Source organism: Sulfurisphaera sp. (genome assembly GCF_059755235.1).
Genome location: NZ_DBPRYF010000055.1, coordinates 1 through 16,905, shown reverse-complemented (window position 1 = coordinate 16,905; position 16,905 = coordinate 1). Strand labels below are relative to the sequence as shown.

The following is a 16,905-nucleotide window of genomic DNA, read 5'->3' as shown; positions in this document are numbered from 1 at the left end:
GACAAATTATTGAGTCATGGTTACATACAAATACTCAGTTTGATTTTTGATCTCAATTTCTTCAAAACCTAAACCAACAACATACTGACCATCAGGACCAGAAATCTTAATATCTAGTTCACCCATACAAGGAATCTCAACTTGATCAACAATTGTATCTATTTCAGCATTCTCATATTTATAAATTGGGTTATCTCTTGTGTAAATCTCAACTGTCCAACCGTTAGAAGGACCAGAAATCCTAACAAAAAATATCTTACCGTAAGGAGCAGAAACTTCTAGCTCACCTAGACCATTAACTACATTAATAGTATAATCTCTCTTAGTTATCATCTGGGCTATGCTTGTACCGTTTCTAGTACACCCAACGCAACCGTAATAGTTTGGTTTGAAGATGGTGCAGTTGATACAGTTATCTGTATAGTTACTGATTTTGGCAATACTACATTAACAGATCCATCTACAACAACTGTTTCTTCAGATTGGGCGCTGTATTGGTAAATTATGTTGTTATTTGAATCAAGAATAGATAATGTATATGGTGTGTAAGAACTGTATGCTCTTACTGATACTAGTCTAGCTACATCCGCAAATGTTACCGACGCTGTAGCAGATGTTGCATTCGCAGCTAATGTAACCGATTGTGTATACTCATCGTACTTCAAGTGATAAGTTACTGCCGTCACTGGATTTTGGACAGAGCTTACTGTAACCGCGTTTTGGATAGAACTTACAGTTATTGGATTTTGCACTGTTCCAACATTAACCATTCCAGATACTTGTATACTTGTTGGATACACTCTTGCCATATAGTTTAAATATGTCTTAAAAAACTATAAATATTTTATGAGATTATTACCAGTCTTAGTACCAACGGATAAAATCGATGTAGTAGTATTGAATAGTAGTAATAACCAGTATACAAAAGTATCTGGGGAGGTTTTATCAAAAAACATTACTTATGATTCGGCAGGGAACATAACAAAAATAACGGTTACGGTATTGAATTACGATGGCACAACCGTTAATATTTACAAAGAATTTTCATATGACTCGGCTGGCAATTTAATAGGTATTTCTGAGTGGAAGAAGTAAGATGGGTTCCATAACTTTTGATACAACTAATAGGATAATAACTGTAACTGGATATAAAGATGAAACTAATAAAGTTCCATGGAGTTTAGAGGATATTTACTCTGCTGCAAGTTCTGGTGGATATACGGATTTATTCAATAAGATTTCAGATAATCCAAAGATCTACTACATGAAAGCCCAATTATTATTAGATGCGGGATTCTTATCAGATAATAACTTCATACTAATAAGAGATGCTACATATTTAGCAGGAACAGGAAGATACGATTCAGGAGTAAAAATAATAAATGGATCATGGCTAACTTTTGGAGTAGATAATACAACTGATATTTATCATGGAGGGACTGCAGGATGGGTCTACATACATATTCAAAACACTTCATGGGATGAATCAAGGTCAGCACCATTCCTTGAAATTGATGGAACCTCTGGATTAGAACATTACAACGGAAAGATGTATGCATATCCAGAAGATGTTTCAAATAACTCTTCAGTATATGTATGTTGGTCATCTAGCCCCGCAACTATAAGAGTAAGAAATGTATCGGTTTATCAAGCAAAGAACCTAAAAGGAGCATTTAAAGGATTTTTGGATAAAGTAACGTTCTATAATATTGAGTCTTTCATAGAGAATCCAAATGTAAGCTTTGATATCTTTGATATTTCAGTTAACTACCCATCGTATTATATAACATTCTCAGGTTCATATTCAGGAACTGTGAGAGGATACAAGGGAAGGGGAAGGAGAAATACAGCGTTTTACTTATGGTCCTTCTCAGGAAGTGTTGATGTAATAGATCCAGACTTTGATTACTACGATAGAGGATGGTATGGAGATGCATCATCTAACACAGGCACTATAAGGGTTTGGTTTACTTTGTCTGGTATAGTTAAGGACTTGAACGGTAATCCTATACAAAATGCAGAAATAAAAATAACAGATAGCCAAGGTAATGTTTATACAACTACTACAGATTCAAACGGTAATTTCTCAATACAAGTAAAAGCAATGGAGGTTAAAGGTAATGCTTCAACTGGTGTTAATGCAGATACTTTCACCGATTACAACCCATTCAAGATTGAAATAACCAAATATGGATATATAAAGCATGAATTGACTAAGCAAATCTATCAACCCATTTACATAGACGCAGCCTTACTAGATTTTGAAACTTATAACAACGCATTACTCAAGAGGATAAAGAACATGATGTTAACCCTAAACGAGCTCTAACTCCTTCTCTTTAACTTTTTTAAACAACCTTTCCAATAACTCCATGAATTCGATAAACTCAGTTTCCTCCAACTCATTGAGCATACCCGAAGATTTGAGCAACTCATACAAAACCTCAACCGAAACTCTTACTCCATAGATTTTTTCCAGCAAGTAGTGGTCACCATTCATAAAAAATCATTGAATTAAAAATAAATATATTTACACTAAGGATGAGTAGCCGTCGGGTGATTTGGTGATGATCAGTATCCTTTTGGCTCTAGTCACACCAGTATAGAAAACTCTTAACTCCTCATGCAAATATGATAAGTTTTCTCTCATCAGTGATCTTGCTAAAGGTGGTATCTCATCTATTACGATTACTGCATCAAACTCCAAACCTTTTGCAGAGTGAATTGTATCAACGTAAACGGTTTTGTATCCTTGCAAAAGCTTTGTTATTAATCTTTCAATCAATTCAACCCTTCTATTAAACAATTTTTTCTCAACTAAATACAAGAAGAATGAAACTGATTTATTCCTTAATTCATCTAACTTAAAGTACTTTGTTATACCGTTTTCAATGTCAAGGTATCTCTCAATATGTTTCAATTTAGATGCATCGCCAGTTTTCTTAAACTCAACAAAATACTTCACAGCTCTATAAACTGTCTCAATAGTTTTTCTCTGTGATTCCTTAATCGGCATTGGCACGAAGTCATGGGATAACAAATACCTTACGTTTTCAGCTTGTCTGTTAGTCCTTGTTAAAACCGCAACGCTCCAGTTAGGGGCTTTACTAAAGATTGTCCTGACAACCCTTATGATTTCAGTGCTCCTATATGGTAGGAAAATTAACTTACTGTTCTTATCTTCAGTATACTCAATTCTATACGGTAGTCTCATTTTCTTAAGCAACTCATTACCGTATTCCGCTATTTCTTTACCAAACCTCCTTGTAGGATTCAACACTACGTGCTCTCCATGGTTTAACATTATTTCAGGACTTGCACCTAAGAAACCGTAAATTGATTGAGCGGGATCACCAAATAGCTTAAACTCCTCAAACTGATCCTCAACATTTTTTAGTAACTCATATGGTATCTTACCTAAATCCTGTGCTTCATCCACGAAAGCATACTTGAAGAAATACGTTTCCGTCCCTCTTACTTGTTTTGCAATGTTTATTTCATGCTTCAATGCATCCAAGATTAAGAAGGAATAATCGTAATACTTCTTTTCCTTATATAGCTTGTAGACTTTATCCAAATGATCATGTCTAATTCCAAATCTTTCATACTCATTTGCAAACTCATAAACAGCGTTGTAGTCCCCTTTTAACATGATGGCTTTGGTATAGTAATGTATCACCGTATCAAAGGTTCCATACTCCGATACAGTTTCTATCTCATTCTTATATCTTAATCCTAACTGCCTAGCAACTTTTCTTTTTAGAGAATGATTAATTGTTGGAACTAAGTATAGCGCTTGTTTATCACCTATCAATCCTTCATTAAGTAAATTAGATTCAGCTAAACCGTATATGGTTCTCAAACCACCTTTTTTGGCTTCTAGACCCAATCTTGAAGCAATCTCAATTACAGGGGAAAGTGTAACAGATGTTGCAACCGAATCATTAATCTTATCTTTTATATCTAATACGAAGTTATATGTTTTACCAGTGCCAGGAGGACCGATTACTGATACCCTTCGAACCATCCTTTTATTTTTAATTCGTCCAAAATTTTTGCCATTTTCTTTCTCGACTCCTCAGCAATATCGCTAGATGTCAAGAACTCTTTGATAAATTTCTTATAACCATAATTCTTTTCCTTATAGTTTCTAACGAACCAATTCAACGAAGCTTCTCTTTTTCTTCTATTAGATAAGCTTCCCCATTGCTGTCTATCAAACCAATCTAATATATCTTTTTGGAATTGTTCTGCACTTAATCCGATCTTCTTTGCTAAACAGAACAAGATAATAAGTAATCTATCCTTCCCGTCTTCCCATTGTTCCGAAAGAATTCTATAATAAAGCTCAGCTAACTTCGATTTTGATCTCTTACCGTATCTCCTTTGTAAGCTATAAACATTATAACCCTTAACATCCAACTCTGGCTTTTCTTCCTTATACTCAACTTCATTCTCCAAACCACGGAAGAAATTTAAAGCATGATCATCCCACCATGATGGTTCAAGGTTGTTCAAAATTTCATGGTTTACGAAGACACATTTCTTCAAAGTTTTTGGGTGTAATGTGAAAGGCAATCTTGCAGGAGTTGTATCATGAGCAACGTGTAAATCCAAACCTTCTACATAGTCCTTGACATACTCAACAATCCTCGCCTTAATCTTCCTTAACTCTAAGTATTCTTTGCCGTCTGGTTTGAGATAAATATGATAATGAATGGATTTCCCACCCGTATAAATCGCTAAATACTTCATCTTCATATCATCTAAAGACCTACTAAGCATCAAGTAATTTAACTTAGCTTTTGCCTCATCTTCAATATCCAACTCAAGAACTAACTCGTTCGGTAGTTTTGTTGCTGATGCTTGAGACACATCTTTTGATTCTAGATATCTAACGAGTTCTTCTTCGGGAGTGTTTCTAACAAAGTCTTCTTCAAGCCATTCTATTATACTCTTTTTATCACCCAACTTGCCGATTGGAAATCTTAAAGCTAGAACATCTTTCGCGTCCTTCATTCTTGACACCACATCATCTTTATATCTGATCAAGAATTTCATGTATTTTGCTAAAGCTTTGTAATCAATTGTATCTATCATTGTATATGAATAACGTTATCTTTCTTCTCTGCCGAGAAAATTACTTCTCCTGTCTGAACATACCATGCTAGAGCCAATCCTAAGAGCCATATTATGTCCCCCTCCCAGAACTTATTATATTCCTTTGTAGTCGTTCCTCCTTTTCTGATAATTTTAACCCTCAACTTGCTACCAACAACCTCCACGCTTCCAACATCTTTTATCTCTAATTTGTTTTGTTCTTCTATACAGCTTAACGGAGACGATCCATAAACCTCTTTAATTCTACTTCCTAATTCAGTTATAACTTCTCTCCAAATGTTCCTATAAATTATTGTTGTCTTCATTATCTAACTTATCTAACTCTTTCTCAAGCTCTTCTTTTTCTCCCTCCTTCTTCAAATACTCTACTGGGTCTTTTGGCTCTATCGTTATGCCCAAAGAGGTTTTTAGTAAACTGATAGGTAAAATCATGTATCTTATATCATATTTCTTTCCAAAGATCATATAGGACGTTTTGAAGATTTTAGCATAATAATCAAATACCTTTACTAAAATGTTTGAAAACCTCTTCGTGGACATAAACTCGTTTATGAGTTTGGTAGGAATATAAACTTCGTTGTCTTTTACTAATATAACAAAGTTGGGATCTATACCTGCAGATTCAAAGAATTCCCCTCTGTCATCTGTCCAATAGAAGACGTGCTCCCATTCTGCCAAGAATCTTTTAAACTTCTCAAACTCTAATTCTTCGTTTCTGTCTTCAAACGGTAAAACTTTTTTGTATTGAGATATTATGTAATCTGCTAACATTTTATTAAATTTTATAACCAATTGGGTAATTGTTTCTTCGCTCAATCCCTCCTCTTTCAATCCATAAGCTTTCAAGATCTCAATTACTTCATATCTCTCAATTAACATCTTATTGTATTTCTTTGTTTCAATTGCTTCCTTTACTTTGCTTACGTCTCTAAACTTAAACTCATAAACATTCCCAGGCATAACACCTGGCAAAGGAACTATTACTAGAATGTCTCCAGAGGCATAACGCTTTACTTTTATCTTGCTAATCGCATTATAAATTGCTATTTCGGGTATTTTGATTAACTCATCATAAAACTCTGGAAACAACTCCTGTATATCTCTTAGTAAATAGACACTAGGAGAGATATAAGTTGTCATTCTCTCCTTTAACTTTTTTAGCTTTTCAACATACTCTTTAGCTTTATCACTGCTTTCCTTCTCTAAGAATGATAATACTATTGAAATTGGGGCTAACCTTCCATCGGTACTCTCTGATAATAATATAGTTCTTAACGTTTCTAATATTGTTTTTTTTAGTTCTTCCTCGTCTATCATGTTTTATCTAGTTTGGATTGTTCAAGCCTCTTCAATTCCCTATTTATTTCTATTATCTCCTTTTCCTTATCCTTTGAATGTGGCCCTTTTATCAAATTAAAGAACCTCGCTAAAAGTACTATTTGTTTTTGCTTATAGTATATGAAATCCTTATCCCATTGCTTAGTTACTATACCACCGAGAGCCCACGGTTTGCTAGGTATTAAATCGTAAACTTCGTTTTCTCTGAAGTCTCTATCAGTGTAACCTTTCTCAAGCACTGGAAGAAAACCATACCTATATGCTTCATATATAACTAACGGGACTACATCTACTATGTCATCTTCAGCTAAAGCAATCAATACGCCATCCCTTCTTATACCGATTCTATATCCTTCCAAGATATCTTTATACTTGCTTAGCTCTCCACTGAATACTCCAATAACTTCGTTTCTGAACCTTACCCTTGGAAATACTATTAGTTTCATCGTTCATTGTTTATTGTTCAATAGATCTGCTGGTATTAATAACCAAACCTTGTTTCCTAAGAAGTACGCTAGGAATGTCTCTCCTTTTTGTAATCCCAAGTCATCTACAGGCAAAACCACATCATATGTACCCACCCTAACTGCTTTAACTTCTATAGTGATATCCCCTCTCGATAGATTCTCTAGGCGTTGCTTTAAGTTGTCAATTACCTCTTGTGGTAAGGTTATGACCCTAGTTGACATAATACTTTTTAGTTTAAAAAAGCTTAAAAATTTAAATTAAATTTCATCTAAAAACATGCTCGCTAAGTATCTTTATAATAGTTTCTATATCTGTTACTCCTTACGGCAACGATACTGCCGTAAAGCATCCGTAAAAGAGATTGTGCCATAAATATGAGCTTTTTAGGTAAAAAACAAAAAAATCCTTTACGGCATTACGGCGGAAAAAATCGAAATTTTTTTTGCGAAAAAACGCCGTAGGGAGTACAACATATATATATTCCCTCCAACTTTTTTACCGTAAGAATTTCCTACTATACCCTATCTATGTTAACCTAAAGTTAACTTTATAAGGTTTTGAAGTTAACATAAGGTATGGCTGAACGAAAAATTTCCGACTTCAAGACCGAGCAGAAGGTCGAGCAAGGCACGGATGAACTAAAGGCTTTGGCTGATAGAATAAGGGGCAAGGTGGTAGTATTGTATGGGGAGCCTTTGGTTGGCAAAACGGTTTTAGTACATCTATTGAGTAAGTACTTTGAGTCCCCAGTGTTGATTAAGGTAGATAACAACTATGGTGACGAGTATAAGCAGTTGAATCCCAACCTTAAGTACTTAGATGCACCAACGTTTGAGAGGGTCAACTATTATATAGATAAATCTAAGGAATATAATAATGATCTTATCATCATAGATTCACTGACATCCCTTGCGGCAGAAGTATTGTCCAAAGGTTCACTATCACCTAGGGATTACAATAGGTTGGCATCTATGTATGATGTTATAACGTTCAAGGCATCAAGGTTGAAACCGAAGACAGTTATCATAGTGGTACATGAGAAAATTGTTAGCTTTGAGACTAAGGAAACTGGACCAAGGATGAATAGGATTGCACTTAGGAATGTTGATATGGTTATTAGGTTGTATAATGATGAGAACGGTGAAAGAGTAATAAAAATCGTGGCGGAGAGAAGACCAGAGATATCAAACATATCATATAAGATAGAATGAAGAAAGTTGTTAGAGAAATAAAGAGAGAGGTTCCAAAACAAATAAGCGAGTCCTTTATAGAAGAGCTTATTGCAGCATATACATGGGTACCTGTAGAATATGTTAGTCAGATTAAAAAGATTGGTGGTTCTTATGCAATATTCATTACTCCATTATTAACTGAGCAATTAAAGAAGGATTATGGCATACTAGAGGCAGTAATGCTACCAATAGATTCAATGACTTTTCTAGTTAGATTAGAGTATGCATTTGCAGAAAATCCATTGTATGACCAGCTGAGTAGCGAAATATATAAAGCAACAGAAAAATTCAAAAGAGAGGAAATGGCAATAGTTGAGTTAATAGAAAGATTTCCTATTGAAGAAGATAAGGCACATATTGAACTAGCTATTTATGAAAATGGGGAGAGAAAATTGTTAATAGAAGGAAAAGTTGATAAGCATTTTGTTGAGAGTTTGGATGACAATCTAGCAAATTTATATAAGAAGTTTAAGAGAAGGGTAAGGGATATAGTAAAGCAAATATTGAGCAATCATGGAATAAGCAAATATAAGTTGACTAGTGTATATATAGAAAAAGATGTTGATAGGTTAGAAAAAGGTGAATTGGAAGAAGAAATGATCAAGGTTTATGTTATAAAGAATAAAGAAGAAGAATTGGTAACTAGTTTCTTTATACCGACAGTACTGGTAGTAATTGGTATCGAGGAAGGTGAAGCTAATCTTAATAGAGTACCAATACTTAAGGAAGATTTGGATAAATTAGTAAACTTAATAAAAGAAAAGCTTGGAAAATAAAATGAGACTGGATACCAAAAAAGGTACCAAAAGCGGTACCAGTGGTATCTCTTAAGAGGTATACCGTTTATTCCTCCTCTTCTTCCTTTTTTATCTCTTCTTCTGTTGTTACAACATATCCCCATCCGTCTTCAAAACAATAGACTTCTAAAACTGTTCCATCGTCAAAGTAAAGGTCAAATCCATCCTCACCGATTCCAATGTTTACAACTCTCTTTCCGATTATTTTCAACAGGTCTTTGATATCTTCAGGCTCCATTTATCAATTTTGAAAAACAAATATTAAAAAAATGACCTGGCAGGTAGTCCTTGGTTGGGTATACCTTGCATTAGCAATGATGTTCTTTGTAATATCAATAATTGCTGGGGTAAAGTTACTAATAGAGATATTTAAGTAAGTTAGATTATGTATGAATCATTTTTCTTAAACTTCTTTTGCAATTCTTTTGGTACGAAGAAAGCATATGGTATACCATAACTATCTACAAAGTATATGAAATCTTTTTTATTCATTTGTACTATGTATAAGTTGTCCATATTCTCTAACAGATTATCTAATGTTTCAAATACCTTTTTCTTATATCTTTCACAAACGTATTGATCGAATACTTTTTTATATTCTTGATTAGATTCAGGTATATTTATTGTTTTGTCGCATTGAGATAACATGTTTAGATAGAACGTCAATTCTTGTCTATTCATTTCTATCCATTTCTTCATTAATTTGACATACGTCGTATACGAAATCCTGTAGAAGTAGTTGTCGTCGTTGTCACTCATTAAATTTGTATTTGTTTTTGACATTTATAACATTAATATTTGTTTAGTAAAGAATTTCTTGCGTCTAACCATGATACATATTTTCTTAATAAGTTTACTACAAATGACTCATTGTATTCAACTTCCCTTATCATTCTTAGTTCTCCTCTTCTTTTATCATATATCCAGATCCTACCATTTGGGATTCCTGTTAAGAACATGTATAATTGTAATTGAGTATAAGCAACCTTTTCCATATATCCTTGATGATTGTATGTTGTCTTTAGTTCATCCACGTAAAGCTTTCCATTGGCTAACATTATTCTATCAGGAGCTCCACACAATTTTACGTAGGTCTCTGGTAATTCCAAGAATCTACAGTAAACTTCGTCCCCTGTAAATCCCAATCTGTAATGTAAAACGCTTCCAGACGTTGTATTTCCCCTTTTAAATGGTTTTTCACTGTAAAACAAATCCGTAATGATTTTGCTAACGCTTAATCGGATTAATTTTTTGTCTAAGGTTTCTCCCATATAATTCTATTGTTGATGAAGTTTTTTATGTGAATCATCATGCGTAACTTGACCCCTTCATATGCATCCAGGGCCTCTTTGTTAGATCTGGGGGTCGGGTCTATCTTCATCTCTTTATTAGTACGCCCTCGCATCTTCATTTATATTAATAAATGATCAAAAAATATTTATGGTATACTCTGGTAGGTATGGGGACATTACGTATGAAGTAGACTTTTACTATAAACCAGATGTCATTATAAATGGTATAGTTGATGATTTACATCTCTATGGTCTATTGCCAAGAGATGAGAAGAGTACTCGGAAAGCGAAGTCTATAATAAAGAAATATGTAGATATGGTTGTTTCCCAATGTTTACCAGTTGATAAAGCATCATATGATTTAGCATTAGCTTTAAGTAATGCTGGAGTCTTAGATAAAGAAAAAATTGAACGCTACAATGTTTCTATCAATGATATAAAAGAAGTAATAGAACAAACGTTGAAAAGGTATTGGGATTACTGTAGTTGTGTAAAAGATAAAGATAAAATTATATCGAGAATTAATAAAGCTATTGGAGCATTTGAGAAAGTGGATCCGCAAGTGTTTAGCCTTTTGAAGGTAGTAAGGTTAGTGTTTTATTGTAATCCAAACTTAAAGAACAAAAATGCGGATGGCAAATTCTTATATGAAAAGAAAACAATAGAAATTTATGATATTTTAAACAAAGACGAGTCACTTATTTTAAATACATTAGCACATGAAACAAAGCATGTAGAACAATACGCAAAGGGTACCATTAAACCAGCATATTATAAGATGTCCTACTGGAAAAGACCTCATGAAGTGGAAGCGTTTGAGTATGGTATAAGGATTGCAAAACTTGCTAAAAACCTTGGGTTACTAGGTTTAGTATTTATGTTTACCACAGCTCTCGCTATTGAAAGATATAAATATAGATCTCTCTAGTGACAAATTTTTTGTAAAAATTGTGCACTGTAGTGACAAGCTTTGCTAAAAAATTGTAAAAATTGTCTCAGTTATGATACCAATTTTTGAAAAATTTGTACTCCTAATGATACCAATCATTTCTTTTCAATAGTCTCTTCTAGCTTTTTAATAGCTCCTACTATATTGTTATATGCATCTAATAGCTTGTCAATCTTGCTTTCTTCCAATGTTTTGCATTTTCTTAGCTTTTCTCTAATAACATCTTGTACTTTCATGTTTTTTTCTTTTGCTTCTTCTTCTAACCATTCTGCTAAATCTTCAGGTAGACTTAATGATATGGTTTTCGTCATATTGAATATTCAATATTCAACTTTAAAAAGTTTTCTTACAAGGTTTAGGTATGGATATCGAGTACTTGCAAAATTATCTGGAGAATATTTTTAATGAGCTAGATGGAATAATAGATGAGATAGAGGTTATTAGACATGAACTATGGAGATTACAAGAGAGAGCTAAGAGTATAAGAGAGGAGTTAAAGAAATGTCAAGCAAATACAAAATAGGCTATTACTATGAGCGTAAAGTAGTTTTGTATTTTCGTAAACAAGGTTGGGATGCTTGGAGAACTCCTAAGTCAGGTACTGTTATTGATGTAATTGCTGTTAAGAACATTGATGGTATTCCGAAGGTTAAGTTGATTCAAATTAAGTCAACTTCGCAAGAAAACTTTTCTTTTTATTCTTTGCCTAGAGAAGAGAGGGCAAAACTCTTGGAATTAGCCCATAGATATATTAACAATTCTCATGTTGATGTAGAGCTTTGGGTTTTCTTTAGAAAGACCCGTAAGAAGAAGGTCATAAACATTAAGGATATTTTAAAGACTACCAATATAGGTTTTTAAATTTTTATAGTTAAAGTTCTTATATGAGTGAAGTTAAGGAAATAGTAGTTTTTACCCTTGATAAGCTGAAAGAAAAAGGTATAAAGGAGATCTCCCTGTCCGAACTAGTTAGATTACTTGTGAGGGTTACTCAAAGAACTGAACAAAGTGTTAGACAAGTCTTAAGAGATCTTGAACTAAAAGGTAAATTGAAAATTGTTGGGGAAACAAAGCGTGGTCCTAAAAAGGTCATACTTGAATGAAGTAGGATTTGTCAAAAAATTACTCAGTGAGGATTTCGTAGTTGTAAAGCTCGTTATCATTCCTCTGAGAGAGTTTATCTTTGTTTATCTAATGCCAGACAAAACAAAGTTCGTTATTAAGGGTGATTTAAACAAACTATTAGAGCTTATTGAGAAAAACTTTTCTGTAGTAAATGTCGAGGAAGATGGGTTAAAGTTTATATATGAAATAATTAAGAAATAATAATGAGCGTCTTGTCACTGTTAATACAATCACTGTTTCTATTTTTGTTTAACCTACTCTGGACTGTGGTATTCTTTGTAGTAGTTTTGTTTATCTTAAGGAAGTTTAGAAGAAAGATTACGAAGGCTATCAGGGATATTATTGAGGAGGCTATATCTGACTTCATGATGCCAAAATTATAAACCTTATTATAAATATATTATATTATGGACGTGAAGGTACTTGGTTTGGCATTAGTAGAGGCCTTAGTATTTGGAGTACTCTTTTACATAATAGGAGGTATAGCAAACTCTTTCTTTTCTGCTATAAACGCAAACGCATTAGGAGCATTGGGTTTCCTAGCTGGATTAATAAAAGCATTCCTTGAACACAGTCAACAAAATCAACAAGGCCAGTCTAATCAAAAATCCTAACCTTTTTTAATATTTTTGATCTATAAACTATACTTTATATATTTAAAGAGGTATAAAGAATAATTATGGACATCCTAAAGGTTTTATGTAATGCATTTTGTAAGAAATACTTTAGCAACTGCGATGACCCAGAATGTGACCAAGAGTTAGAAGAATGTAAAGGAAAATTAGATAAATGTCAACAAGACTATGCAGAACTGTTAGAAGAGTATAGCTCATTGGAAAAACAATATCAAGAAGATAAGACCTATTATGAGTCTAGAATACAAGGTTTGTTGCAGATGCTAGCAAATGCATTACAAGTACCACAGATAACATTACAAGAAACCCCAGTTGAAATAAACTATACGCAAATAGTAAGTACAATTCAGCAAAAGTTAGGAAATGTTGTATTTGATTTAGCAGACGATAGATACTGGACGTTTAGTCAAAATCAGATAGAAAGCATTTTGAAGACGATAAATGAACAAATAAAAGCAAAGTGGACAACAGAAGTGTTTGACTGTGATGATTTTGCACTTACTATGGCTGGATTAACAGCATATACTCTTTATAAGAACGGTTTTAAAGATCAATTAGCTTTTGGAATTGCCTGGTCTTCAGTTCACGCTTTTAACTTCTATATAGACAAGAATTTAGAAATTTGGATATGGGAACCACAAGAAGCAAAGACAATTGGTAAAGCCACAGATTATAAGATTCCTAACGGCATGTATAATATACAGGAATTGTGGCTTATGGGTTAATCAATAAAAATATCAATAAGATAATATATTATTATGGGATTGACAGTGATTGGTAAGTACCTAGTTGGAGTAATACTAGTCATAGCAGGATTAATATTGATGGTACAGGGGAATACAAACATGGGTGTGACTATAATATTATTAGGACTTGGATACTTAGGATTGGCTAAAGATACAGAAGACATAAAGCAATCAATACAGGCCTTCAAGAAGTAATTTTTAATTTTTTAAATGTGGGACTTAGTTATAGCTATTATTTCTGGAATTGTTATCCCTATGACAGTTTATATTTTAGATAGAGTCCGATACATAAATCACAAAATTACAAATATGGAAATTGATATTGGTGAAATTAAGAAGGATATAAACTGGATTAAAAAGTTGTTGAATGAAGTTAGAGAAAAAGTTTTCAAATAATCGCCTATGTCACAACTATTTCAGTAATTTTTGCACTATATTCTGGTGAAGATTGTTGTGTGGATTGCTGTGGGGATTTTTGACTTAGTATAGTGCTAATTAATATTGGTACTATTATACCACCTGCAGCTATTATTGCAATCTTACCTATGTTTGACACCATAATATATAAGTAGTGTTCTCATGTTAAAAACTCTTACCATATGTTAAGAATTCTTACCATAAGGAGTCCTCCATCTTTATGCCATACTTGCTTAGTAACTCTAATCCTCTAGGATGGTATCTAAGTAGCTCTATTAATACATCTTCTAGTGAAACACTTCTCTTTTTCTTCATTAGCTCAAGTTGTAGTTCTTTAAGTGCTAAGAATACTTCATTTCTACATCTTATTGTTAAGACTCTTTCCTTTCCAGTTCTTGGTCTTGCCATGTAATTATAATGTCTTGCTAATTTAATAAACTTGTTGTCTTGAAATCAGAAAAATATAAACTGTAATCAATACAATAATTTTATGGCGTACACAAGTAAGTTGTCTACAGATGACTTAAGAAGCATTGAATCTAATATCATAGATAGAGTTAGAGCTAGAACAGCACAAGTATTGCAAGTTAGCCCAGACCAAATAGCAGTAAGAACATTGATGCCAAAGGAAGATTTAGGATATGCAGATGACGTATGGCAAGTATCATTGACTACACCAGGAGCCTATAATGCGATAGTAAACTTAACAATGCCGCAGAACAAGGTAATATATGTATATGGAATTAAGATACCATCAACGACATATGATCCGCAAATATCTTTTATTAGATTATGGAAGGGTAATGAACTAATAGATATTATAGATACAGAAAGAGTATACGATGGAAAGGAATACAAGGAAATAGTATTAAAGCAGCCAATTGAATTAAACCCCAACGATACATTTAAAGTAGAAGTTTACTTAGCATCTGGAGTAAGTGCTAGTTCATCTTCACCAGTTACAAAGAGCGTAATTATATTAGGATACGTAGGTGAGAAGTTAGGTACAACTATAACATCTCCATTAACACAGTAAAGCTTCTTTTCTTTATTTTTTTGGTTTTTAAATTTCTATAGTAAAGGTTTTTAAATTTTTGTCTAATAGATGTTTTATGGAGTACAGGATTGAGATCGAGACACCTATTCTTGGGGGTTTCTACAAAAATTTGTTTAATTACAGAGTATTTGCTAGGATTGATTTCTCAGAATTTAAGGTAGTAAGATGGAATGTAGTTTCTAGTGAAGATTTAGAGGCTTATATAAAAGAGACTGGAGAGAAGGATGTATCAAAGAAATTAAATGAGGTTTTGGAGTGGAGGCAGGATAGGATAGAAAAATCATTGAAGAAAGCAGGATTAATAAAAATAGACTATCTATTTCCACGAATACATCATGATATAGAATCTATAACAACATTTAGCGATTATTTAAACTGGATAGACTGGGTTTCGGTATTTGCAAGACCATTGTATTACGAAATAAAAGCAAAAACTAATGAAAAGTTTTATTTAAGCAGGGTAATACCAAAGAAAGTTAATTTGATTTTAGTATTTCACTATGTTGAAAAAGAAAAGGCACCAATTGTTTATGAAGCGCTAGGTAGAGGTTCAGAATTTGTAATAGAATCACAAACCGAATTGGAATTGAAGGAACCCCTAGAGTTCAGGATAAGAAAACTAAGAAATCAAGGGTATGGACTTATAAAGTTTTTTTACAATAGATAATATATACTCAGTTACGAGTTCGCCTGTCATCATTCGACTCCACCTTGTTCTTCTAATATCATAGTTCATATTTCTCGCCTCCCGTTCCACCTATCTATAATCAATTATCTTAACTCTTTGTCTACATTCTTTACTTGTTTAATACCAAACAAATTGATAGAACTTTTGATAAACTGAAGTAACAGTTTTGTTTAACCACTCTCTTCCCTCAGGAGTATCAAGCAATTTTTTGTTTTCTGGATTCAGAGAAAGAATTTGATAGAGCAAATTAGCATTAGAAATATATTTCTCAATTACTTTCCAGAACTTTCTAGCAATTAGTCTTATGAGTCCTTGCCATTCAGGATTTTGCGTATAATCCTTAAACAAATTGTAGAATAAGTAATCGTAGATATCGATGTTGTTTTCAATTGCAAACTTTAACCATTCTGGTTTAATATCTTTCAGAGTCTTAACTATTAAGCCATCGACTATTTCTTCAGATAAGCTAAAAAATAAATTAAAGTAGTCATGTGCCTTGGGTTTGCCCGCCATATTTCTTTATATATTCCTCAAAGCTTTCATAACCCTTTTGCTTTCCTATTTCTAATACTTTATCCGTTATATCTGTGCCGTCTGCTAACTGGACTCTCATTCCTTCCGTTGCCATCATGTACGCTGTTTTTAATGTATCCTCATCACTTAATAGTTCTTCAGTTGATTTGTAATCTGTCTTAAATGCTATTTCTCCAGCTTTTAACCTCTTCATAAACACATCATCATCTATCTCTTTTATTTGCTCCTTTGATAATGTTACCCAGTTATCTCCTTGCTTTACTTTGATTGTATCTCCTTCGACTTTTACATTCTCTTTACCAAACATTTCATGTAAATCCTTCAACCTTGTGAAGTGCCCAATCACTACATTATTTTCATCTTGTTCGATATTTTGTGATTGCTCGACTTTAGGTGTTTCTACTTTTTGTTCAGTTTGTTCAACTTTTGGAATTTCTATTTTAGGTTGTTCAACTTTAGGGACTTCTATCTTTTGGGGTTCGGGACTAGGAAAATTTTCGGTTTGT

33 protein-coding genes are annotated in these 16,905 nt (G+C 33.2%); 16 read left to right on the top strand and 17 right to left on the bottom strand.

All coding sequences use genetic code 11. From position 1 onward, the window contains the following. Positions 1-6 precede the first annotated feature (6 nt). Together AC3OCB_RS11870 and AC3OCB_RS11865 are read right to left on the bottom strand one after the other, a co-directional pair. Complete coding sequence (locus tag AC3OCB_RS11870) at positions 7-333, bottom strand: hypothetical protein (protein ID WP_498342787.1); 327 nt, start codon at positions 331-333, stop codon at positions 7-9. A gap of 5 nt (positions 334-338) precedes the next feature. Beyond that, a complete protein-coding gene (locus AC3OCB_RS11865; protein WP_498342786.1) occupies positions 339-809 on the bottom strand; it encodes a hypothetical protein in 471 nt (156 codons plus the stop codon). Positions 810-846: 37 nt separating this feature from the next. Here AC3OCB_RS11865 and AC3OCB_RS11860 point away from each other — a divergent pair, with 37 nt between their 5' ends. Next, positions 847-1,095 (top strand): RHS repeat domain-containing protein, encoded by a 249-nt coding sequence (locus AC3OCB_RS11860; protein WP_498342785.1) that lies wholly within the window; start codon positions 847-849, stop codon positions 1,093-1,095. A 1-nt stretch (position 1,096) separates the two neighbouring features. After that, positions 1,097-2,329 (top strand): carboxypeptidase-like regulatory domain-containing protein, encoded by a 1,233-nt coding sequence (locus AC3OCB_RS11855; protein WP_498342784.1) that lies wholly within the window; start codon positions 1,097-1,099, stop codon positions 2,327-2,329. Here the strand turns inward: AC3OCB_RS11855 and AC3OCB_RS11850 are convergent. The 7 genes from AC3OCB_RS11850 to AC3OCB_RS11820 are packed head-to-tail and all read right to left on the bottom strand — an operon-like array spanning position 2,315 to position 7,148. Beyond that, positions 2,315-2,500, bottom strand: a complete 186-nt coding sequence (locus AC3OCB_RS11850; RefSeq protein WP_498342783.1) for a hypothetical protein — start codon at positions 2,498-2,500, stop codon at positions 2,315-2,317. The two genes, AC3OCB_RS11855 and AC3OCB_RS11850, sit on opposite strands and share 15 nt — an antisense overlap. A 30-nt stretch (positions 2,501-2,530) precedes the next feature. Continuing rightward, on the bottom strand, positions 2,531-4,027 hold the full coding sequence (locus tag AC3OCB_RS11845) for a 3'-5' exonuclease (RefSeq protein ID WP_498342782.1): 1,497 nt from the start codon (positions 4,025-4,027) through the stop codon (positions 2,531-2,533). Next, a complete protein-coding gene (locus AC3OCB_RS11840) occupies positions 4,006-5,100 on the bottom strand; it encodes a hypothetical protein (RefSeq protein ID WP_498342781.1) in 1,095 nt (364 codons plus the stop codon). Before AC3OCB_RS11840 ends, AC3OCB_RS11845 begins: the two co-directional genes overlap by 22 nt. Next, the gene (locus AC3OCB_RS11835; protein ID WP_498342780.1) at positions 5,097-5,426 is read right to left on the bottom strand and encodes a hypothetical protein; all 330 of its coding nucleotides are present in this window, start codon (positions 5,424-5,426) and stop codon (positions 5,097-5,099) included. Before AC3OCB_RS11835 ends, AC3OCB_RS11840 begins: the two co-directional genes overlap by 4 nt. Continuing rightward, complete coding sequence (locus AC3OCB_RS11830; RefSeq protein ID WP_498342779.1) at positions 5,404-6,438, bottom strand: hypothetical protein; 1,035 nt, start codon at positions 6,436-6,438, stop codon at positions 5,404-5,406. The genes AC3OCB_RS11835 and AC3OCB_RS11830 overlap by 23 nt, the downstream gene beginning before the upstream one ends. Beyond that, positions 6,435-6,905: a hypothetical protein gene (locus AC3OCB_RS11825; protein WP_498342778.1), complete on the bottom strand. Its 471-nt coding sequence runs from the start codon at positions 6,903-6,905 to the stop codon at positions 6,435-6,437. Before AC3OCB_RS11825 ends, AC3OCB_RS11830 begins: the two co-directional genes overlap by 4 nt. A 3-nt stretch (positions 6,906-6,908) precedes the next feature. After that, on the bottom strand, positions 6,909-7,148 hold the full coding sequence (locus AC3OCB_RS11820) for a hypothetical protein (protein WP_498342776.1): 240 nt from the start codon (positions 7,146-7,148) through the stop codon (positions 6,909-6,911). Positions 7,149-7,574: 426 nt separating this feature from the next. Here AC3OCB_RS11820 and AC3OCB_RS11815 point away from each other — a divergent pair, with 426 nt between their 5' ends. Together AC3OCB_RS11815 and AC3OCB_RS11810 are read left to right on the top strand one after the other, a co-directional pair. Beyond that, complete coding sequence (locus tag AC3OCB_RS11815; RefSeq protein ID WP_498342775.1) at positions 7,575-8,138, top strand: ATP-binding protein; 564 nt, start codon at positions 7,575-7,577, stop codon at positions 8,136-8,138. Beyond that, on the top strand, positions 8,135-8,935 hold the full coding sequence (locus AC3OCB_RS11810; protein ID WP_498342774.1) for a hypothetical protein: 801 nt from the start codon (positions 8,135-8,137) through the stop codon (positions 8,933-8,935). Before AC3OCB_RS11815 ends, AC3OCB_RS11810 begins: the two co-directional genes overlap by 4 nt. Before the next feature lie 67 nt (positions 8,936-9,002). Here AC3OCB_RS11810 and AC3OCB_RS11805 read toward each other — a convergent pair whose 3' ends face one another. The 3 genes from AC3OCB_RS11805 to AC3OCB_RS11795 all read right to left on the bottom strand — a co-directional run bounded on the left by AC3OCB_RS11805 (position 9,003) and on the right by AC3OCB_RS11795 (position 10,227). Then, a complete protein-coding gene (locus AC3OCB_RS11805; protein ID WP_498342772.1) occupies positions 9,003-9,194 on the bottom strand; it encodes a hypothetical protein in 192 nt (63 codons plus the stop codon). A 140-nt stretch (positions 9,195-9,334) separates the two neighbouring features. Then, a complete protein-coding gene (locus AC3OCB_RS11800) occupies positions 9,335-9,715 on the bottom strand; it encodes a hypothetical protein (RefSeq protein ID WP_498342770.1) in 381 nt (126 codons plus the stop codon). A 32-nt stretch (positions 9,716-9,747) separates the two neighbouring features. Then, a complete protein-coding gene (locus AC3OCB_RS11795) occupies positions 9,748-10,227 on the bottom strand; it encodes a hypothetical protein (protein WP_498342769.1) in 480 nt (159 codons plus the stop codon). 169 nt (positions 10,228-10,396) lie between these two features. Here AC3OCB_RS11795 and AC3OCB_RS11790 point away from each other — a divergent pair, with 169 nt between their 5' ends. Beyond that, positions 10,397-11,176: a hypothetical protein gene (locus AC3OCB_RS11790; RefSeq protein WP_498342767.1), complete on the top strand. Its 780-nt coding sequence runs from the start codon at positions 10,397-10,399 to the stop codon at positions 11,174-11,176. Between the two features lie 116 nt (positions 11,177-11,292). On the opposite strand, the gene AC3OCB_RS11785 is transcribed toward AC3OCB_RS11790, so the two are convergent. Next, positions 11,293-11,508 (bottom strand): hypothetical protein, encoded by a 216-nt coding sequence (locus AC3OCB_RS11785; protein WP_498342766.1) that lies wholly within the window; start codon positions 11,506-11,508, stop codon positions 11,293-11,295. Between the two features lie 50 nt (positions 11,509-11,558). Between AC3OCB_RS11785 and AC3OCB_RS11780 the strand changes: the two genes are divergently transcribed. The 9 genes from AC3OCB_RS11780 to AC3OCB_RS11740 all read left to right on the top strand — a co-directional run bounded on the left by AC3OCB_RS11780 (position 11,559) and on the right by AC3OCB_RS11740 (position 14,099). After that, positions 11,559-11,720 (top strand): hypothetical protein, encoded by a 162-nt coding sequence (locus AC3OCB_RS11780; RefSeq protein ID WP_498342765.1) that lies wholly within the window; start codon positions 11,559-11,561, stop codon positions 11,718-11,720. Further along, on the top strand, positions 11,699-12,058 hold the full coding sequence (locus AC3OCB_RS11775; RefSeq protein WP_498342764.1) for a PDDEXK family nuclease: 360 nt from the start codon (positions 11,699-11,701) through the stop codon (positions 12,056-12,058). The genes AC3OCB_RS11780 and AC3OCB_RS11775 overlap by 22 nt, the downstream gene beginning before the upstream one ends. Before the next feature lie 23 nt (positions 12,059-12,081). Next, on the top strand, positions 12,082-12,300 hold the full coding sequence (locus AC3OCB_RS11770) for a hypothetical protein (RefSeq protein WP_498342763.1): 219 nt from the start codon (positions 12,082-12,084) through the stop codon (positions 12,298-12,300). Then, the gene (locus AC3OCB_RS11765; RefSeq protein WP_498342762.1) at positions 12,272-12,523 is read left to right on the top strand and encodes a hypothetical protein; all 252 of its coding nucleotides are present in this window, start codon (positions 12,272-12,274) and stop codon (positions 12,521-12,523) included. The genes AC3OCB_RS11770 and AC3OCB_RS11765 overlap by 29 nt, the downstream gene beginning before the upstream one ends. 2 nt (positions 12,524-12,525) lie before the next feature. Continuing rightward, positions 12,526-12,705 (top strand): hypothetical protein, encoded by a 180-nt coding sequence (locus AC3OCB_RS11760; protein ID WP_498342761.1) that lies wholly within the window; start codon positions 12,526-12,528, stop codon positions 12,703-12,705. A gap of 24 nt (positions 12,706-12,729) precedes the next feature. Continuing rightward, entirely contained in the window at positions 12,730-12,936 is a 207-nt protein-coding gene (locus AC3OCB_RS11755; RefSeq protein ID WP_498342760.1) for a hypothetical protein, read from the top strand. A gap of 65 nt (positions 12,937-13,001) precedes the next feature. Next, positions 13,002-13,682 carry a lectin MOA-related protein gene (locus AC3OCB_RS11750; RefSeq protein WP_498342759.1) on the top strand — a complete coding sequence of 227 codons (681 nt, stop codon included), beginning with the start codon at positions 13,002-13,004 and terminating at the stop codon, positions 13,680-13,682. A 33-nt stretch (positions 13,683-13,715) separates the two neighbouring features. Then, a complete protein-coding gene (locus tag AC3OCB_RS11745) occupies positions 13,716-13,898 on the top strand; it encodes a hypothetical protein (protein ID WP_498342758.1) in 183 nt (60 codons plus the stop codon). 15 nt (positions 13,899-13,913) lie between these two features. Next, positions 13,914-14,099: a hypothetical protein gene (locus AC3OCB_RS11740; protein WP_498342757.1), complete on the top strand. Its 186-nt coding sequence runs from the start codon at positions 13,914-13,916 to the stop codon at positions 14,097-14,099. 4 nt (positions 14,100-14,103) lie between these two features. Here AC3OCB_RS11740 and AC3OCB_RS11735 read toward each other — a convergent pair whose 3' ends face one another. Both AC3OCB_RS11735 and AC3OCB_RS11730 read right to left on the bottom strand, forming a co-directional pair. Next, a complete protein-coding gene (locus AC3OCB_RS11735; RefSeq protein ID WP_498342756.1) occupies positions 14,104-14,262 on the bottom strand; it encodes a hypothetical protein in 159 nt (52 codons plus the stop codon). Between the two features lie 53 nt (positions 14,263-14,315). Continuing rightward, positions 14,316-14,528, bottom strand: coding sequence for a hypothetical protein (locus AC3OCB_RS11730; protein ID WP_498342755.1), 213 nt, complete (start codon positions 14,526-14,528; stop codon positions 14,316-14,318). A gap of 82 nt (positions 14,529-14,610) precedes the next feature. Between AC3OCB_RS11730 and AC3OCB_RS11725 the strand changes: the two genes are divergently transcribed. Both AC3OCB_RS11725 and AC3OCB_RS11720 read left to right on the top strand, forming a co-directional pair. Then, on the top strand, positions 14,611-15,156 hold the full coding sequence (locus tag AC3OCB_RS11725; RefSeq protein WP_498342754.1) for a hypothetical protein: 546 nt from the start codon (positions 14,611-14,613) through the stop codon (positions 15,154-15,156). 76 nt (positions 15,157-15,232) lie between these two features. Further along, the gene (locus AC3OCB_RS11720) at positions 15,233-15,844 is read left to right on the top strand and encodes a hypothetical protein (RefSeq protein WP_498342753.1); all 612 of its coding nucleotides are present in this window, start codon (positions 15,233-15,235) and stop codon (positions 15,842-15,844) included. Between the two features lie 138 nt (positions 15,845-15,982). On the opposite strand, the gene AC3OCB_RS11715 is transcribed toward AC3OCB_RS11720, so the two are convergent. Both AC3OCB_RS11715 and AC3OCB_RS11710 read right to left on the bottom strand, forming a co-directional pair. After that, complete coding sequence (locus tag AC3OCB_RS11715) at positions 15,983-16,378, bottom strand: hypothetical protein (protein ID WP_498342752.1); 396 nt, start codon at positions 16,376-16,378, stop codon at positions 15,983-15,985. Continuing rightward, the coding region (locus AC3OCB_RS11710) for a hypothetical protein (RefSeq protein ID WP_498342751.1) at positions 16,353-16,905 on the bottom strand (553 nt) is incomplete at its 5' end. The genes AC3OCB_RS11715 and AC3OCB_RS11710, both read right to left, overlap by 26 nt.

Bases quoted from the DNA above. Each gene is read 5' to 3' on its own strand.
- AC3OCB_RS11825 (WP_498342778.1), bottom strand. From the start codon at position 6,905: ATGAAACTAATAGTATTTCCAAGGGTAAGGTTCAGAAACGAAGTTATT.
- AC3OCB_RS11850 (WP_498342783.1), bottom strand. From the start codon at position 2,500: ATGAATGGTGACCACTACTTGCTGGAAAAAATCTATGGAGTAAGAGTT.
- AC3OCB_RS11820 (WP_498342776.1), bottom strand. From the start codon at position 7,148: ATGTCAACTAGGGTCATAACCTTACCACAAGAGGTAATTGACAACTTA.
- AC3OCB_RS11840 (WP_498342781.1), bottom strand. From the start codon at position 5,100: ATGATAGATACAATTGATTACAAAGCTTTAGCAAAATACATGAAATTC.
- AC3OCB_RS11720 (WP_498342753.1), top strand. From the start codon at position 15,233: ATGGAGTACAGGATTGAGATCGAGACACCTATTCTTGGGGGTTTCTAC.
- AC3OCB_RS11750 (WP_498342759.1), top strand. From the start codon at position 13,002: ATGGACATCCTAAAGGTTTTATGTAATGCATTTTGTAAGAAATACTTT.
- AC3OCB_RS11845 (WP_498342782.1), bottom strand. From the start codon at position 4,027: ATGGTTCGAAGGGTATCAGTAATCGGTCCTCCTGGCACTGGTAAAACA.
- AC3OCB_RS11835 (WP_498342780.1), bottom strand. From the start codon at position 5,426: ATGAAGACAACAATAATTTATAGGAACATTTGGAGAGAAGTTATAACT.
- AC3OCB_RS11795 (WP_498342769.1), bottom strand. From the start codon at position 10,227: ATGGGAGAAACCTTAGACAAAAAATTAATCCGATTAAGCGTTAGCAAA.
- AC3OCB_RS11780 (WP_498342765.1), top strand. From the start codon at position 11,559: ATGGATATCGAGTACTTGCAAAATTATCTGGAGAATATTTTTAATGAG.
- AC3OCB_RS11860 (WP_498342785.1), top strand. From the start codon at position 847: ATGAGATTATTACCAGTCTTAGTACCAACGGATAAAATCGATGTAGTA.
- AC3OCB_RS11755 (WP_498342760.1), top strand. From the start codon at position 12,730: ATGGACGTGAAGGTACTTGGTTTGGCATTAGTAGAGGCCTTAGTATTT.
- AC3OCB_RS11855 (WP_498342784.1), top strand. From the start codon at position 1,097: ATGGGTTCCATAACTTTTGATACAACTAATAGGATAATAACTGTAACT.
- AC3OCB_RS11760 (WP_498342761.1), top strand. From the start codon at position 12,526: ATGAGCGTCTTGTCACTGTTAATACAATCACTGTTTCTATTTTTGTTT.
- AC3OCB_RS11830 (WP_498342779.1), bottom strand. From the start codon at position 6,438: ATGATAGACGAGGAAGAACTAAAAAAAACAATATTAGAAACGTTAAGA.
- AC3OCB_RS11810 (WP_498342774.1), top strand. From the start codon at position 8,135: ATGAAGAAAGTTGTTAGAGAAATAAAGAGAGAGGTTCCAAAACAAATA.
- AC3OCB_RS11805 (WP_498342772.1), bottom strand. From the start codon at position 9,194: ATGGAGCCTGAAGATATCAAAGACCTGTTGAAAATAATCGGAAAGAGA.
- AC3OCB_RS11735 (WP_498342756.1), bottom strand. From the start codon at position 14,262: ATGGTGTCAAACATAGGTAAGATTGCAATAATAGCTGCAGGTGGTATA.
- AC3OCB_RS11715 (WP_498342752.1), bottom strand. From the start codon at position 16,378: ATGGCGGGCAAACCCAAGGCACATGACTACTTTAATTTATTTTTTAGC.
- AC3OCB_RS11865 (WP_498342786.1), bottom strand. From the start codon at position 809: ATGGCAAGAGTGTATCCAACAAGTATACAAGTATCTGGAATGGTTAAT.
- AC3OCB_RS11730 (WP_498342755.1), bottom strand. From the start codon at position 14,528: ATGGCAAGACCAAGAACTGGAAAGGAAAGAGTCTTAACAATAAGATGT.
- AC3OCB_RS11775 (WP_498342764.1), top strand. From the start codon at position 11,699: ATGTCAAGCAAATACAAAATAGGCTATTACTATGAGCGTAAAGTAGTT.
- AC3OCB_RS11870 (WP_498342787.1), bottom strand. From the start codon at position 333: ATGATAACTAAGAGAGATTATACTATTAATGTAGTTAATGGTCTAGGT.
- AC3OCB_RS11785 (WP_498342766.1), bottom strand. From the start codon at position 11,508: ATGACGAAAACCATATCATTAAGTCTACCTGAAGATTTAGCAGAATGG.
- AC3OCB_RS11745 (WP_498342758.1), top strand. From the start codon at position 13,716: ATGGGATTGACAGTGATTGGTAAGTACCTAGTTGGAGTAATACTAGTC.
- AC3OCB_RS11800 (WP_498342770.1), bottom strand. From the start codon at position 9,715: ATGAGTGACAACGACGACAACTACTTCTACAGGATTTCGTATACGACG.
- AC3OCB_RS11790 (WP_498342767.1), top strand. From the start codon at position 10,397: ATGGTATACTCTGGTAGGTATGGGGACATTACGTATGAAGTAGACTTT.
- AC3OCB_RS11770 (WP_498342763.1), top strand. From the start codon at position 12,082: ATGAGTGAAGTTAAGGAAATAGTAGTTTTTACCCTTGATAAGCTGAAA.
- AC3OCB_RS11740 (WP_498342757.1), top strand. From the start codon at position 13,914: ATGTGGGACTTAGTTATAGCTATTATTTCTGGAATTGTTATCCCTATG.
- AC3OCB_RS11725 (WP_498342754.1), top strand. From the start codon at position 14,611: ATGGCGTACACAAGTAAGTTGTCTACAGATGACTTAAGAAGCATTGAA.